Here is a 15,811-nt window from a genome sequence, read left to right as displayed (position 1 = left end):
TTTAAACGTAATAAAGAGACAGGGCACTCATTGAGCGCCCTGTTTGTTGTAAAGAAAGATGACAGTTTTGTGAATCAGTCGGCGTCATAGCCGAGGTTCGGCGCTAACCAGCGCTCCACTTCTGCCACGCTCATCCCTTTACGGAAGGCATAATCTTCAACCTGATCGCGCTGGATTTGCGCCACAGCGTAGTACTTGCTGTCCGGATGACTGAAATACCAGCCGGAAACCGACGCACCTGGCCACATGGCGAAGGATTCGGTGAGCTTCATCCCGGTATGCGCCTCCACGTCCAGCAGTTCCCAAATGGTGGCTTTTTCGGTGTGTTCCGGACACGCCGGATAGCCCGGTGCCGGGCGAATCCCCTGGTAGTTTTCGCGGATCAGCTCCTCGTTACTGAGATTCTCATTCGCCGCATAGCCCCAGTAGACTTTACGCACGCGCTCATGCAGATATTCTGCGAACGCTTCCGCCAGACGGTCAGCAATCGCTTTCACCATGATCTTGTTGTAGTCGTCATGTTGCGCTTCGAAAGCATCTGCCAGCGCGTCTTCTTCCAGACCACCAGTGACCGCAAAAGCACCGATGTAATCCGCTTTACCGCTCAATTTCGGCGCAACAAAGTCAGACAAGCAGTAGTTGGCGAAACCGACTTTTTCCGTCTGCTGGCGCAGGTGATGACTCACGTTGATGACGTGCGTACGCGTCTCGTCACGGTAAATCTCGATGTCGTCACCCACGCGGTTGGCCGGGAATAAACCCACCACGCCACGCGGATTCAGCGTCTTCTCAGCGCTGAGTTTATCCAGCATGTCGTTGGCATCTTTGAACAGACGCTTCGCCTCTTCGCCCACTACTTCATCTTCGAGGATTCGCGGATATTTCCCGGCCAACGACCAGGTCATAAAGAACGGCGTCCAGTCGATGTAGTTGCGCAGGGTTTCGATGCTGGCTTCCACTTCCTGTACGCCCAGACGGTGCGCCACCGGCGGAGTGTAGTTTTCCCAGTCAAAGGCCAGATCGTTGTCGCGGGCAGCCTGTAACGTTACGGGCGGAGTACGCGGTTTCTTACGCGCATGCTGGATACGCACGGTTTCATACTCTTTACGCGTACGGGCGACAAAGTCATCACGCTGGGTGTCAGAGAGCAGCGCAGCGACGACGCCAACGGTACGCGAGGCGTTCTGCACGTACACCGTCGGGCCGCTGTAGTTCTGCTCAATTTTCACTGCGGTGTGCGCTTTTGAGGTGGTCGCACCGCCAATCAGCAGCGGAATAGTGAAGCCCTGACGCTCCATCTCTTTCGCCACGTTGACCATTTCGTCCAGCGATGGGGTAATCAGCCCGGAAAGGCCAATCAGATCGGCATTCACTTCACGCGCCGTTCTGAGGATTTTCTCCGCGGGTACCATCACGCCAAGATCGACGATTTCGTAGTTGTTACATTGCAGCACCACGCCGACGATATTTTTACCGATATCGTGCACATCGCCCTTCACGGTTGCGATGACCATTTTGCCGTTGCTGGAACCTTTCTCTTTGCTGGCCTCAATGTACGGTTCAAGGTAGGCCACCGCCTGCTTCATCACGCGAGCGGATTTCACCACCTGCGGCAGGAACATTTTGCCCTCACCGAACAGGTCGCCAACCACGTTCATGCCGTCCATCAGCGGTCCTTCAATAACCTCGATCGGGCGCGCGGCCTGCTGGCGAGCTTCTTCGGTATCCAGCTCAATAAACTCGGTTATGCCTTTCACCAGCGAGTATTCGAGGCGCTTTTTCACGTCCCAACTGCGCCACTCCGCCATCTGGGCATTCGCCGTGTCGTCGGTTTTACTGCCGCGATACTTCTCAGCAAGCTCCAGCAGTCGTTCGGTGCCATCGTCACGGCGGTTGAGGATCACATCTTCAACCGCATCGCGCAGCTCGGTGGGCAGGTCGTCGTAAATTGCCAGTTGTCCGGCGTTGACGATCCCCATGTCCATGCCGTTGCGAATGGCGTAGTAGAGGAATACCGCGTGAATGGCTTCACGTACTGGGTCGTTGCCACGGAACGAGAATGAAACGTTAGAGACGCCGCCGGAGATCAGCGCATGTGGCAGTTCGCGTTTGATATCTTCACAGGCCCCGATAAAGTCCTGCGCGTAGTTGTTGTGTTCATCAATCCCGGTCGCCACCGCAAAGATGTTCGGGTCAAAGATAATATCTTCCGGCGGGAAGCCCACCTCTTCGGTAAGAATCTTGTACGCCCGACGGCAGATCTCAATTTTGCGCGCGCGAGTGTCGGCCTGGCCCTGCTCGTCAAAGGCCATCACCACCACTGCAGCACCGTAGCGACGCAGCAGCTTCGCGTGATGGATAAAGGTCTCAACCCCCTCTTTCATCGAGATGGAGTTAACGATGCCTTTACCCTGAATGCACTTCAGCCCTTTTTCGATTACTTCCCATTTCGAGGAGTCGATCATAATCGGCACGCGGGCGATATCCGGTTCACCGGCAATCAGGTTGAGGAAACGAACCATCGCCGCTTCGGCGTCGAGCATCCCCTCATCCATGTTGATATCGATAATCTGTGCACCGCTTTCTACCTGCTGGCGGGCGACGTCCAGCGCCTCGCTGTATTTCTCTTCTTTGATCAGGCGCTTAAACTTCGCCGAACCGGTAACGTTGGTACGCTCGCCGACGTTCACAAACAGGCTGTCGTCGCCGATGTTCAGCGGCTCAAGGCCGGAAAGGCGGCAGGCAACCGGGATTTCCGGCAAGCGGCGTGGCGGCAGTCCGTCCACTGCGCGACTCATGGCGGCGATGTGTTCCGGCGTGGTGCCGCAGCAGCCGCCAACAATATTCAGGAAGCCCGCCTCGGCCCATTCGCGGATTTGCGCCGCCATGGTGTCGGCATCGAGATCGTACTCACCAAAGGCGTTCGGCAGACCGGCGTTCGGGTGTGCGGTAACGTAGCATTCGGCAATACGCGACAGTTCCTGCACGTACTGGCGCAGTTCGTCCGGGCCTAAGGCACAGTTCAGACCAAAAGTCAGCGCATCGGCGTGGCGCAGGGAGTTGTAGAATGCTTCGGTGGTCTGGCCGGAGAGCGTACGCCCGGAAGCGTCGGTGATGGTGCCGGAGAGCATAATCGGCAGCTCAACGCCCAGCGCTTCGAATTCAGTTTTAACCGCGAAAATAGCGGCTTTGGCGTTGAGGGTATCGAAAACGGTTTCAATCAGGATTAGGTCGCTACCGCCTTCCACCAGCGCTTTGGTGGATTCGCGGTAGGCGGCCACCAGCTGATCAAAGGTAATATTACGATAAGCCGGGTCGTTGACGTCGGGCGAGATAGACGCCGTACGGTTGGTTGGGCCAAGCACGCCCGCGACGTAGCGCGGTTTGTCTGGCGTGCGCGCCGTCCATTCGTCTGCCGCCGCGCGCGCCAGTTTGGCTGCCGCAAAGTTGATTTCCGCCGACAGGGATTCCATCTGGTAATCCGCCATGGCGATAGTCGTGGAGTTAAAGGTGTTGGTTTCGATGATGTCCGCGCCCGCCTCGAAGTAGGCGTTATGAATCGCGGCGATCACCTCCGGTTTGCTGAGCACCAACAGGTCGTTGTTACCTTTCAGATCGCACGGCCATTCGGCAAAGCGTTCGCCGCGGAAATCCTCTTCGCTCAGACGATATCCCTGGATCATGGTGCCCATACCGCCGTCCAGCACCAGAATACGTTCATTTAACTGCTGACGTAATTGTTCTACTTTGCTGCTCACACTCGCTCCCGACAACGCTCAACCAGACCGAAAAAAACTCAACAGGCCATACTGGCACAAACCTGAGAGGCGGAAAAGAGAACAACGGCCAACATGAGACATGTTCAGCTTCACTCATCCGATCAGTACAGGAATTCTTGCATTATAATTGAATAAAACGAAAATGATTTCCACGATACAGAAAAGGAGTCTGCCATGGTTGCCCCCGTTCCCGCGAAACGCGGTAGAAAACCCGCCGCTACTACTGCGCCCGCAACCGGGCAGGTTCAATCCCTGACGCGCGGCCTGAAGCTACTGGAGTGGATTGCGGAATCCAACGGCAGCGTGGCGCTGACCGAGCTGGCGCAGCAGGCCGGCCTGCCAAACTCCACGACTCACCGATTATTGACCACCATGCAGCAGCAGGGATTTGTTCGTCAGGTCGGTGAATTAGGGCACTGGGCCGTGGGTGCACATGCGTTTATCGTCGGCAGCAGCTTTTTGCAAAGCCGTAATCTGCTGGCGATTGTGCATCCGATCCTGCGCAAGCTGATGGAAGACTCCGGTGAGACGGTCAACCTCGCCGTGCTGGATCAAAGCGATCATCAGGCCATTATTATCGACCAGGTGCAGTGCACCCAACTGATGCGCATGTCCGCGCCTATCGGCGGCAAACTGCCGATGCATGCTTCCGGCGCGGGTAAGGCGTTTTTATCCCAACTGAGCGAAGAACAGGTGACTGGGCTGCTGCACCGCAAAGGACTACACGCTTATACCCACGCCACGCTGGTGTCGCCAGTGCATCTGAAAGAGGATTTGGCCCAGACGCGCAAGCGCGGCTATTCCTTTGATGATGAGGAACATGCGCTGGGTCTGCGCTGCGTGGCGTCGTGCATTTATGACGAGCACCGCGAGCCGTTCGCCGCGATTTCCATCTCCGGACCCATTTCGCGCATTACCGACGATCGCGTGACCGAGTTCGGCGCCATGGCGATCAAAGCGGCGAAAGAAGTGACACTGGCGTACGGCGGATTTCGTTAAGCCGCTTTCTGCGCCACGCTCTCACAGGTAGTTTTGAGGATCTTGTTTTTCGTGCAGCACCGCCAGCACGATTATGCCTGTGGGTGCTTCACGGTAATAGATAATGTGGCTTTCTACAGGGAAACTACGTACGTCAGGAAAAAGATCGCCACTGCGATCACGGCCAGGAGAAGGATGTTTATCAAGCACATCCACCATCACCGTGCGCAGCACGAAAGCATAGGCTTCTGCGACTTCTTCTCCCCAGCGACGCGCAGAATAAACGCGGATTGCGCGAACATGTTCTTTGGCTTTTGTCGTAAACCTGACACTCATCCCTTCGCCTTACCTCTGCCTTCCATATTATTTATCAGATGTCAGCGGGCCAAAAACATCATCAATACTGTGCAGCTCACCGTTATCAGCCTGAGTGATAGATTCCGTCAACACAGCCTTTAGTCTCTGGAGTTTTAGCTGCTTAAACTGGTCATATTCCTCGGGGGAAATCACCACGGCCACACGCTTGCCATGTTTGCTTATTTCCACCGGTTCACGCTGAACTTTCATCAGTAAATCACCGAACTGGTTTTTCGCTTGTTGTGCGGGCATGACCTGCATATCCCCTCCTTCTGACCAAAATGGCTTGAATGTCCAATATGGACATAATAGACAGAAGAGGCCAATATCGCCAACGAAATTGTTGGATGGGTTTAGCTCAAGCCTCCGGTCACAGTACAGTCATTGGTGAGCTATCACCAGCGTTGGGATCTGTTGTTGGAAAGCTGCTCGCAAAAGCCGCAAACCGTACGCTAAACCGCTGCCGACGTCGGTAGGCGTAAACATCTTCCACATGCCCGTTTTTAATCCGCGTTTGCAAACCCCGCCAGTAGTCGGCGCTGAACAAGTCAGCGTGCATCTCTTCAAATAGCGGCCCGATACGCGGGTCGGCACATAGCCAGTGGCGAAACTCTTCCGGGAAGACATCTCCAGGCGATACGCTGTACCACGGCTCAGCGCTCATCTCATCTTCCGGGTAGCGTGGCGGCGGGATATGACGGAAATTAACCTCCGTCATGTAGCAGATTTCATCGTAATCGTAGAACACCACGCGCCCGTGACGGGTGACGCCGAAGTTCTTAAACAGCATATCGCCGGGGAAAATATTGGCGGCGGCCAGCTGACGAATCGCGTTGCCGTACTCTTCAATGGCATCGCGCAGTTGTTGACCTTCGACTTGCTCCAGCCAGATATTCAGCGGCACCATCCGTCGTTCGATATACAGATGGCGAATGACAATCTGATCGCCAAGATCGGTAATTTTTTCCGGGGCTTCCTGCAATAACAGCGCCATCAGCGCCGGATCGATTTGCCGTTTATCCAGCACAAAATTCTCGAACTCCTGGGTGTCAGCCATCCGCCCCACACGATCGTGCTCTTTGACCAGTTGATAACAGGCGCGGACGTGGGCGGCAGACATCTCTTTTTGCGGCGCAAATTTGTCTTTAATGATTTTAAACACCCGGTCAAAGCCCGGCAGGGTAAACACCAGCATCACCATACCGCGGATCCCCGGCGCTTCAATAAACTGCTCATCACAGTTGGCCAGGTAGAGCAGATACTCCCGATAACTTTCCGTTTTTGCATGCTTCTGACAGCCAATCGCCATATACAATTCAGCGGTGGTTTTACCGGGCAGGATCTCGCGCAACCACTCCACCAGTGCCGCGGGCAGCGGGGCATACACCATAAAGTAGGAGCGGGCGAAGCCAAACACAATGCTCGCCTCCGCCGTCGTGGTCAGGCAGGTATCGACAAACAACTCACCTTCGTCTGTCCGGTGGATTGGCAGTAAAAACGGCAGCGTCCTGGAAGGGGTAATCAGCTTCCCGACCAGCCAGGCGGCCTTGTTACGATAAAACAGTTCATTCGCCACCTGTAAATGGCAGCCTGCCAACACATCCGCTCCCAAGGTTTCGGTCAGGTGCTCGATGATGTAGTGGATATCACGATATTTATTCTGCCATGGAAGACGTAGAGGAAGATCGCTAAGGACGCGAGTTAGCAGCCACTCCCAGCCGGTATCAGGAAAAAAGTCTTTCGCCAACGGGCGTGGGATCGTGCGGAAACGACGCTCTGGCTGAGAACTGAAAATAAACAGCCGCTCGGGAGTCAGCGAGCGGTGATCAAATAACCGACAGTAAACGGAGTTAAAAAAGCTCTCCGCAATCTCGAAGCGCGGGTAATCCGGCAGTAGCCGGGTGTAATGCTCTTTCACGCGAAGTAAAAAATCCGCGTCGGTACTTTTGCCGTCTGTAATGCAGCGCAACTGCTCCACCACCAGACCTACGTGATGATCATAAAGGTGAATACGGCTTTTCATCGCCTGCTGAACCGCATGCCAGTCGGCATGTTCAAAACGCTGCTGCGCGCCGGAGGTGACTTCCAGAAAACGCCCGTACTGGGCGTCGAAACCTTGCAAAATCGTCTGAGCAATCAGTAATTCCAGGCCACGCGTCATCGACTTCTCCCATCCGGCACAACGTCATGCCGGATGGCGCGTTCGCTTATCCGGCCTACATCCCTTCGTAGGCCCGGTAAGCACAGCGCCACCGGGCATTAATCAAAACTGCGATTCTTCGGTCGAGCCGGTCAGCGCGGTCACCGAGGAAGCGCCGCCCTGAATGATAGTAGTGACTTTGTCGAAGTAGCCTGTACCCACTTCCTGCTGATGGGACACGAAGGTGTAACCGTCTTTAGCCGCCGCAAATTCTGGCTGCTGAACCTTCTCAACATAGTGGCGCATGCCTTCACCCTGCGCATAGGAGTGTGCGAGGTCGAACATGTTGAACCACATGCTGTGGATGCCCGCCAGGGTAATGAACTGGTATTTGTAACCCATATCCGACAGTTGCTGCTGGAAGCTGGCAATGGTTTTGTCGTCCAGGTTTTTCTGCCAGTTAAATGACGGCGAACAGTTGTAGGCCAGCAGTTTGCCGGGGAATTTCGCGTGAATCGCATCGGCAAAGCGCTTCGCCAGTTCGAGATCCGGCGTGGAGGTTTCACACCACACCAGATCCGCATAAGGTGCATAGGCCAGACCACGGCTGATCGCCTGCTCAATACCCGCATGCGTACGGTAGAACCCTTCGCTGGTACGTTCGCCGGTGATGAACTCGCTGTCGTATGGGTCGCAGTCAGACGTTATCAGATCGGCTGCGTCAGCATCAGTACGCGCAATAACCAGCGTCGGAACACCCATGACGTCGGCTGCCAGACGGGCGGCCACCAGTTTCTGGATAGCTTCCTGAGTCGGCACCAGAACTTTGCCGCCCATGTGACCACATTTTTTTACCGATGCGAGCTGATCTTCGAAGTGAACGGCCGCTGCACCAGCCTCAATCATCGATTTCATCAGTTCAAACGCGTTCAGTACGCCGCCAAAACCCGCTTCCGCATCGGCAACGATCGGCAGGAAGTAATCCACATAGCGCGGATCGTTCGGTTCAATACCGGTTGACCATTGGATCTGATCGGCGCGACGGAATGTGTTGTTGATCCGATCCACCACTGCCGGGACGGAGTTCGCCGGATACAGCGATTGGTCCGGGTACATGCTGGATGCCAGGTTGGCATCTGCCGCCACCTGCCAGCCTGAAAGGTAGACCGCTTCAATACCGGCTTTCGCCTGCTGCAGCGCCTGACCGCCAGTCAGCGCGCCGAGGCTGTTGATATAACCTTTCTTCGATTCGCCGTGCAGCAGACGCCACATTTTCGCCGCGCCAAGCTGAGCCAGCGTGCATTCCGGGTTGACCGAGCCACGTAATTTCACCACTTCCTCCGCGCTATATGGACGGGTGATGCCTTCCCAGCGCGGTTGAGTCCATTCTTTCTGTAATTCTTCGATTTGTTGAGTACGGGTTTTCATGTGCAGATGCTCCATATTGTTATGTGGTGGATTACGCCAGCAGGCGGTAGCCTGGCAGGGTCAAGAAATCGATCAATTCATCAGAGGTAGTGATTTGCTCCATCAGGCGCGCGGCATCGTCAAAACGCCCGCTGCTGTAGCGGTGTTCGCCCAGCTCGTCCTGAATCACCAGCATCTCTTCGGCCAACATCTGACGGAACAGCGGTTTGGTAACCGGCTTGCCGTTGCTGAGCGTCTTCTGGTGGTGGATCCATTGCCAGATGGAGGTACGGGAGATTTCGGCAGTGGCCGCATCTTCCATCAGACCGTAAATCGGTACGCAGCCGTTACCGGAGATCCACGCTTCGATGTACTGCACCGCAACACGAATGTTGGCGCGCATGCCTTCTTCAGTACGCTCACCTTCACAAGGCGCCAACAGTTGCTCTGCGGTAATCGGGGCATCTTCTTCACGGGTCACGAACAGCTGATTTTTGTTTTCACCGAGTACGTCGTTGAACACCGCCATAGCGGTATCTGCCAGCCCCGGATGAGCAATCCATGTGCCGTCATGACCGTTATTTGCTTCCAGCGCTTTGTCCGCTTTTACCTTGGTCAGAACCTGGTTGTTACGTTCCGCATCTTTGCTGGGAATGAAAGCTGCCATGCCGCCCATCGCGAATGCGCCACGTTTATGACAGGTTTTAATCAGCAGACGCGAATAGGCGCTGAGGAATGGCTTATCCATCGTCACCACCTGACGGTCCGGCAGCACGCGATCCGGATGGTTCTTCAGCGTTTTGATATAGCTGAAAATGTAGTCCCAGCGACCGCAGTTCAGACCGACAATATGGTCACGCAGGGCGTGCAGAATTTCGTCCATCTGGAAGACGGCCGGCAGCGTTTCAATCAGCAGAGTCGCTTTGATGGTGCCGCGTGGCAGATTAAAGCGATCTTCTGCATAGCTGAACACTTCGCTCCACCATGCTGCTTCTTGCCAGGCCTGCGTTTTTGGCAGGTAGAAGTAAGGGCCGCTGCCTTTTGCCAGCAACGTTTTGTAATTGTGGAAGAAATAGAGGGCAAAATCGAACAAGCTGCCCGGGATGGATTCGCCACGCCAGGTGACGTGTTTTTCCGGCAGATGCAGACCACGAACGCGGCATACCAACAGAGCCGGATTAGGTTTGAGTTGGTAAATTTTGCCCGCTTCGTTGGTATAGCTAATGGTGCCATTGACCGCATCACGCAGGTTTATCTGCCCGTCGATAACTTTGTTCCACTCAGGAGCCAGCGAATCTTCAAAATCAGCCATAAAGACTTTGACGTTCGCGTTCAGCGCGTTGATAACCATCTTGCGCTCAACAGGCCCAGTTATCTCTACGCGGCGATCCAGTAAATCATCAGGAATTCCGCGAATTTTCCAGTCACCTTCTCGAATGGAAGCCGTTTCCGAAATAAAATCAGGCAACTTACCGTCATCAATATCCTGCTGCTGCTGGATACGTGCAGCCAGAAGTTTATTGCGTTTTGGCGTAAATCTTGTCACCAGTTCAGTCAGAAACTCTACTGCTTCAGCGGTCAGAATTTGTTGCTCCTGTTCGCCACGCGGCCTGGTGAAGACCAGTTCATCGGTTGTCGTTGCCTGTTGATTCATTGCGTAGTTCCTCGTCATTGATCCAAACACATCCCCAATGCGAACGAAGGATCGTTGTGCGCTTTTCGTTCAGCACAACTAAGACTACTCATTTAAATTTCAAAATCAAAAACAATTTCCATTTTTAATTTAATTATCAATTAACCTATTGATAACAATATAAATAAAATTTAATTACACCGTGAGGTGCGTTTCGGAAATAAAAAAGGCACCCGAAGGTGCCTGATTCAATATGCTGAAACGCTTAAGGATCGTCTGCTACAGAAGATTAATCCAGCGTTGGATTCATGTGACGCAGATCATATGGCGTGATCTGGTAGACGTAATAGTTGAGCCAGTTGGTAAACAACAGATTACCGTGGCTACGCCAGGTTGCCCGCGGTTTGTTTTGCGGGTCATCTTTCGGGAAGTAGTTATAGGGCACTTCCGGCGTTAGGCCCGCTTCGACGTCACGAAAATACTCACTGCCGAGCGTATGGGCATCATATTCCGGATGGCCCGTCACAAAGGCAATTCGTTTATCTTTGCTGGCAAACAGGTAGGCATCTCCCTCTTCGGTTTCAGCAAAAATCTCGAGATCGGTGTAGTCGCGAATAAGCGCAGCAGGAAAATCGGCATAGCGCGAATGCGGAGCCAGGAACGCATCATCGAATCCACGCGTCAGCAGCGCATGAGGATGCAGAATATGGTGCTCATAGACGCCTGAGAGTTTGTCCGTACGGGTTTGCTTAGGAATTCCGTACAGGATATTCAGCGCGGCCTGCACCGCCCAACAAACAAATAGCGTTGAGGTAACGTGATCTTTCGCCCATTCAAGCACTTGTTGAATCTGCGGCCAGTAAGCCACGTCATTAAATTCGACCAGACCCAACGGCGCGCCGGTCACGATCAGTCCGTCAAAGTTCTGATCGCAGATATCCTCGAAATTACAGTAAAAGTTATTCAGATGCTCCGTAGGGGTGTTACGTGACTCGCGAGCATCGATGCGCAATAGCTGAACATCTACCTGTAGCGGTGAGTTAGACAGTAAGCGCAGGAACTGGTTTTCCGTTTCAATCTTCTTGGGCATCAGGTTGAGGATGAGCACCTTCAGTGGTCGAATTTCCTGACCGGAAGCGCGGGATGTCGTCATCACAAAGACGTTTTCCTCACGCAAGAAATTGACGGCGGGTAGCTCGTCCTGCACGCGAATTGGCATAACCTGATAACCTCACTACATACGTTTAAACGTTTAGACATCCAGATAGCTGAAGATACCCAGGAATCATGCGAATGTCGAGCCTGCATCCTCAAGTTGAGAAAGTTTCACGGCCCTTGCTGTAGAATAGTGCAGTAAAGATAAAAGGAGAATGCCATGCCCTTTACCATTCGTCGTTCGCGTAAGGACGAAGGCGATAAGCTCATATCTATCTGGTGTCGTTCTGTCGATGCGACGCACCATTTCCTCTCTGCGGATTATCGGATTGAGCTGGAAGAGCTGGTAAGTTCATTTTTACCAGAAGCTCCGCTATGGGTTGCAGTGACAGAACAAGATGAGCCTGTCGCCTTTATGCTTTTGACCGATCAGCATATGGATGCGTTGTTTGTCGATCCGGATGTGCGTGGTAGTGGCGTTGGTAAACTGCTGATTGAACATGCTTTATCAATGGTTTCAACGCTAACGACCAACGTTAATGAACAGAATGAGCAGGCAGTTGGATTCTATAAGAAGATGGGATTTACTGTGACGGGACGGACGGAAGTGGACGATCTCGGACGAGCGTACCCGTTACTCAACCTCGTACACGGGTAGCCGTATCCGGATAACTGCTGGCGCACACCGCATCCGGCGTTTTTTACCCCGCACACACGCAAAAAAGCCCATCCGTCAGGATGGGCTTCTTCACTTTATTTGATGCCTGGCAGTTTATGGCGGGCGTCCTGCCCGCCACCCTCCGGGCCGTTGCTGCGCAACGTTCAAATCCGCTCCCGGCGGATTTGTCCTCCTCAGGAGAGCGCTCACCGACAGACCACAGATAAAACAAAAGGCCCGGTCTTTCGACCGGGCCTTTCGCTTTTATTTGATGCCTGGCAGTTCCCTACTCTCGCATGGGGAGACCCCACACTACCATCGGCGCTACGGCGTTTCACTTCTGAGTTCGGCATGGGGTCAGGTGGGACCACCGCGCTACAGCCGCCAGGCAAATTCTGTTATTAACCCGCTTCTCGCCGGTTAATGTTATCTGTATCAAGCTGAATGTCGTCTCTTCGCCAAAACATCTTCGGCGTTGTAAGGTTAAGCCTCACGGTTCATTAGTATCGGTTAGCTCAACGTATCGCTACGCTTACACACCCGACCTATCAACGTCATCGTCTTTAACGTTCCTTCAGGAGACTTATAGTCTCAGGGAGAACTCATCTCGGGGCAAGTTTCGTGCTTAGATGCTTTCAGCACTTATCTCTTCCGCATTTAGCTACCGGGCAATGCCATTGGCATGACAACCCGAACACCAGTGATGCGTCCACTCCGGTCCTCTCGTACTAGGAGCAGCCCCCCTCAATTCTCCAGCGCCCACGGCAGATAGGGACCGAACTGTCTCACGACGTTCTAAACCCAGCTCGCGTACCACTTTAAATGGCGAACAGCCATACCCTTGGGACCTACTTCAGCCCCAGGATGTGATGAGCCGACATCGAGGTGCCAAACACCGCCGTCGATATGAACTCTTGGGCGGTATCAGCCTGTTATCCCCGGAGTACCTTTTATCCGTTGAGCGATGGCCCTTCCATTCAGAACCACCGGATCACTAAGACCTGCTTTCGCACCTGCTCGAGCCGTCACTCTCGCAGTCAAGCTAGCTTATGCCTTTGCACTAACCTCCTGATGTCCGACCAGGATTAGCTAACCTTCGTGCTCCTCCGTTACTCTTTAGGAGGAGACCGCCCCAGTCAAACTACCCACCAGACACTGTCCGCAACCCGGGTAACGGGTCCACGTTAGAACACCAGCCATTAAAGGGTGGTATTTCAAGGATGGCTCCATGCAGACTGGCGTCCACACTTCAAAGCCTCCCACCTATCCTACACATCAAGGACCAGTGTTCAGTGTCAAGCTATAGTAAAGGTTCACGGGGTCTTTCCGTCTTGCCGCGGGTACACTGCATCTTCACAGCGAGTTCAATTTCACTGAGTCTCGGGTGGAGACAGCCTGGCCATCATTACGCCATTCGTGCAGGTCGGAACTTACCCGACAAGGAATTTCGCTACCTTAGGACCGTTATAGTTACGGCCGCCGTTTACCGGGGCTTCGATCAAGAGCTTCTCCTTACGGATAACCCCATCAATTAACCTTCCGGCACCGGGCAGGCGTCACACCGTATACGTCCACTTTCGTGTTTGCACAGTGCTGTGTTTTTAATAAACAGTTGCAGCCAGCTGGTATCTTCGACTGATTTCAGCTCCATGAGTAAATCACTTCACCTACATATCAGCGTGCCTTCTCCCGAAGTTACGGCACCATTTTGCCTAGTTCCTTCACCCGAGTTCTCTCAAGCGCCTTGGTATTCTCTACCTGACCACCTGTGTCGGTTTGGGGTACGATTTCGTGTTACCTGATGCTTAGAGGCTTTTCCTGGAAGCAGGGCATTTGTTACTTCAGCACCGTAGTGCCTCGTCATCACACCTCAGCGTTAAAAAGGTACCGGATTTACCTGGAACCTCCGCCTACATGCTTAAACCGGGACAACCGTCGCCCGGCTAACATAGCCTTCTCCGTCCCCCCTTCGCAGTAACACCAAGTACAGGAATATTAACCTGTTTCCCATCGACTACGCCTTTCGGCCTCGCCTTAGGGGTCGACTCACCCTGCCCCGATTAACGTTGGACAGGAACCCTTGGTCTTCCGGCGTGCGGGTTTTTCACCCGCATTATCGTTACTTATGTCAGCATTCGCACTTCTGATACCTCCAGCATGCCTCACAGCACACCTTCAACGGCTTACAGAACGCTCCCCTACCCAACAACACATAGTGTCGCTGCCGCAGCTTCGGTGCATGGTTTAGCCCCGTTACATCTTCCGCGCAGGCCGACTCGACCAGTGAGCTATTACGCTTTCTTTAAATGATGGCTGCTTCTAAGCCAACATCCTGGCTGTCTGTGCCTTCCCACATCGTTTCCCACTTAACCATGACTTTGGGACCTTAGCTGGCGGTCTGGGTTGTTTCCCTCTTCACGACGGACGTTAGCACCCGCCGTGTGTCTCCCGTGATAACATTCTTCGGTATTCGCAGTTTGCATCGGGTTGGTAAGTCGGGATGACCCCCTAGCCGAAACAGTGCTCTACCCCCGAAGATGAGTTCACGAGGCGCTACCTAAATAGCTTTCGGGGAGAACCAGCTATCTCCCGGTTTGATTGGCCTTTCACCCCCAGCCACAAGTCATCCGCTAATTTTTCAACATTAGTCGGTTCGGTCCTCCAGTTAGTGTTACCCAACCTTCAACCTGCCCATGGCTAGATCACCGGGTTTCGGGTCTATACCCTGCAACTTAACGCCCAGTTAAGACTCGGTTTCCCTTCGGCTCCCCTATACGGTTAACCTTGCTACAGAATATAAGTCGCTGACCCATTATACAAAAGGTACGCAGTCACCCCATAAAGAGGCTCCCACTGCTTGTACGTACACGGTTTCAGGTTCTTTTTCACTCCCCTCGCCGGGGTTCTTTTCGCCTTTCCCTCACGGTACTGGTTCACTATCGGTCAGTCAGGAGTATTTAGCCTTGGAGGATGGTCCCCCCATATTCAGACAGGATACCACGTGTCCCGCCCTACTCTTCGAGTTCACAACCTGTGCATTTTGGTGTACGGGACTATCACCCTGTACCGTCGGACTTTCCAGACCGTTCCACTAACACACAAGCTGATTCAGACTCTGGGCTGCTCCCCGTTCGCTCGCCGCTACTGGGGGAATCTCGGTTGATTTCTTTTCCTCGGGGTACTTAGATGTTTCAGTTCCCCCGGTTCGCTTCATTACGCTATGTATTCACGTAATGATAGTGTGACGGATCACACTGGGTTTCCCCATTCGGAAATCGCCGGTTATAACGGTTCATATCACCTTACCGACGCTTATCGCAGATTAGCACGTCCTTCATCGCCTCTGACTGCCAGGGCATCCACCGTGTACGCTTAGTCGCTTAACCTCACAACCCGAAGATGTTTCGTAAAACACCATCGTGTTGCGAAAATTTGAGAGACTCGAACACACCATTTTTCATTTCTTATTACGGAGAAATGAAACAGTGTGTCGTTTCAATTTTCAGCTTGATCCAGATTTTTAAAGAGCAAAACTTCTTAATGCACTCGAAAGTACATTCAGAAGTTCATCATTCATCAGACAATCTGTGTGAGCACTACAAAGAACGTTTCTTTAAGGTAAGGAGGTGATCCAACCGCAGGTTCCCCTACGGTTACCTTGTTACGACTTCACCCCAGTCATGAATCACAAAGTGGTAAGCGCC

At 53.4% G+C, this 15,811-nt stretch carries 9 protein-coding genes and 3 rRNA genes; 2 read left to right on the top strand and 10 right to left on the bottom strand.

Annotated elements, in window-relative coordinates; genetic code table 11:
* Window positions 1-74 precede the first annotated feature (74 nt).
* Window positions 75-3,758, bottom strand: a complete 3,684-nt coding sequence (gene metH / locus WC1_RS22525; protein ID WP_016149385.1) for a methionine synthase — start codon at window positions 3,756-3,758, stop codon at window positions 75-77.
* Between the two features lie 195 nt (window positions 3,759-3,953).
* Between metH and iclR the strand changes: the two genes are divergently transcribed.
* Complete coding sequence (iclR, locus tag WC1_RS22530) at window positions 3,954-4,778, top strand: glyoxylate bypass operon transcriptional repressor IclR (protein WP_003844677.1); 825 nt, start codon at window positions 3,954-3,956, stop codon at window positions 4,776-4,778.
* Between the two features lie 21 nt (window positions 4,779-4,799).
* Here the strand turns inward: iclR and WC1_RS22535 are convergent, their stop codons facing one another.
* The 6 genes from WC1_RS22535 to metA form a co-directional block, all read right to left on the bottom strand.
* Window positions 4,800-5,093 (bottom strand): type II toxin-antitoxin system RelE/ParE family toxin, encoded by a 294-nt coding sequence (locus WC1_RS22535; RefSeq protein ID WP_016149384.1) that lies wholly within the window; start codon window positions 5,091-5,093, stop codon window positions 4,800-4,802.
* 27 nt (window positions 5,094-5,120) lie between these two features.
* Window positions 5,121-5,375 carry a type II toxin-antitoxin system Phd/YefM family antitoxin gene (locus WC1_RS22540; RefSeq protein WP_016149383.1) on the bottom strand — a complete coding sequence of 85 codons (255 nt, stop codon included), beginning with the start codon at window positions 5,373-5,375 and terminating at the stop codon, window positions 5,121-5,123.
* Window positions 5,376-5,484: 109 nt separating this feature from the next.
* On the bottom strand, window positions 5,485-7,275 hold the full coding sequence (aceK, locus tag WC1_RS22545; protein WP_016149382.1) for a bifunctional isocitrate dehydrogenase kinase/phosphatase: 1,791 nt from the start codon (window positions 7,273-7,275) through the stop codon (window positions 5,485-5,487).
* A 102-nt stretch (window positions 7,276-7,377) separates the two neighbouring features.
* Entirely contained in the window at window positions 7,378-8,682 is a 1,305-nt protein-coding gene (gene aceA / locus WC1_RS22550; RefSeq protein ID WP_003031609.1) for an isocitrate lyase, read from the bottom strand.
* Window positions 8,683-8,713: 31 nt separating this feature from the next.
* Window positions 8,714-10,315, bottom strand: a complete 1,602-nt coding sequence (gene aceB, locus WC1_RS22555; RefSeq protein ID WP_003844674.1) for a malate synthase A — start codon at window positions 10,313-10,315, stop codon at window positions 8,714-8,716.
* Between the two features lie 268 nt (window positions 10,316-10,583).
* Window positions 10,584-11,513: a homoserine O-acetyltransferase MetA gene (gene metA / locus WC1_RS22560; RefSeq protein WP_003841431.1), complete on the bottom strand. Its 930-nt coding sequence runs from the start codon at window positions 11,511-11,513 to the stop codon at window positions 10,584-10,586.
* Window positions 11,514-11,669: 156 nt separating this feature from the next.
* Here metA and WC1_RS22565 point away from each other — a divergent pair, with 156 nt between their 5' ends.
* A complete protein-coding gene (locus WC1_RS22565; protein WP_003841433.1) occupies window positions 11,670-12,107 on the top strand; it encodes an acetyltransferase in 438 nt (145 codons plus the stop codon).
* A 273-nt stretch (window positions 12,108-12,380) separates the two neighbouring features.
* On the opposite strand, the gene rrf is transcribed toward WC1_RS22565, so the two are convergent.
* The 3 genes from rrf to WC1_RS0122580 form a co-directional block, all read right to left on the bottom strand.
* Window positions 12,381-12,496, bottom strand: a 5S ribosomal RNA gene (gene rrf / locus WC1_RS22570).
* 90 nt (window positions 12,497-12,586) lie between these two features.
* Window positions 12,587-15,493, bottom strand: a 23S ribosomal RNA gene (locus WC1_RS22575).
* Between the two features lie 233 nt (window positions 15,494-15,726).
* Window positions 15,727-15,811, bottom strand: a 16S ribosomal RNA gene (locus WC1_RS0122580); the annotation flags it as partial.

It is taken from the genome of Citrobacter sp. KTE30 (assembly GCF_000398825.1).
Lineage (GTDB): Bacteria > Pseudomonadota > Gammaproteobacteria > Enterobacterales > Enterobacteriaceae > Citrobacter > Citrobacter freundii.
This window is presented reverse-complemented; position numbering and strand designations above follow the sequence as displayed.

What these genes read in the sequence shown, in the direction of transcription:
- iclR (WP_003844677.1), top strand. Translation starts at nt 3,954, where the DNA reads ATGGTTGCCCCCGTTCCCGCGAAACGCGGTAGAAAACCCGCCGCTACT.
- WC1_RS22535 (WP_016149384.1), bottom strand. Translation starts at nt 5,093, where the DNA reads ATGAGTGTCAGGTTTACGACAAAAGCCAAAGAACATGTTCGCGCAATC.
- WC1_RS22540 (WP_016149383.1), bottom strand. Translation starts at nt 5,375, where the DNA reads ATGCAGGTCATGCCCGCACAACAAGCGAAAAACCAGTTCGGTGATTTA.
- aceK (WP_016149382.1), bottom strand. Translation starts at nt 7,275, where the DNA reads ATGACGCGTGGCCTGGAATTACTGATTGCTCAGACGATTTTGCAAGGT.
- aceA (WP_003031609.1), bottom strand. Translation starts at nt 8,682, where the DNA reads ATGAAAACCCGTACTCAACAAATCGAAGAATTACAGAAAGAATGGACT.
- aceB (WP_003844674.1), bottom strand. Translation starts at nt 10,315, where the DNA reads ATGAATCAACAGGCAACGACAACCGATGAACTGGTCTTCACCAGGCCG.
- metA (WP_003841431.1), bottom strand. Translation starts at nt 11,513, where the DNA reads ATGCCAATTCGCGTGCAGGACGAGCTACCCGCCGTCAATTTCTTGCGT.
- WC1_RS22565 (WP_003841433.1), top strand. Translation starts at nt 11,670, where the DNA reads ATGCCCTTTACCATTCGTCGTTCGCGTAAGGACGAAGGCGATAAGCTC.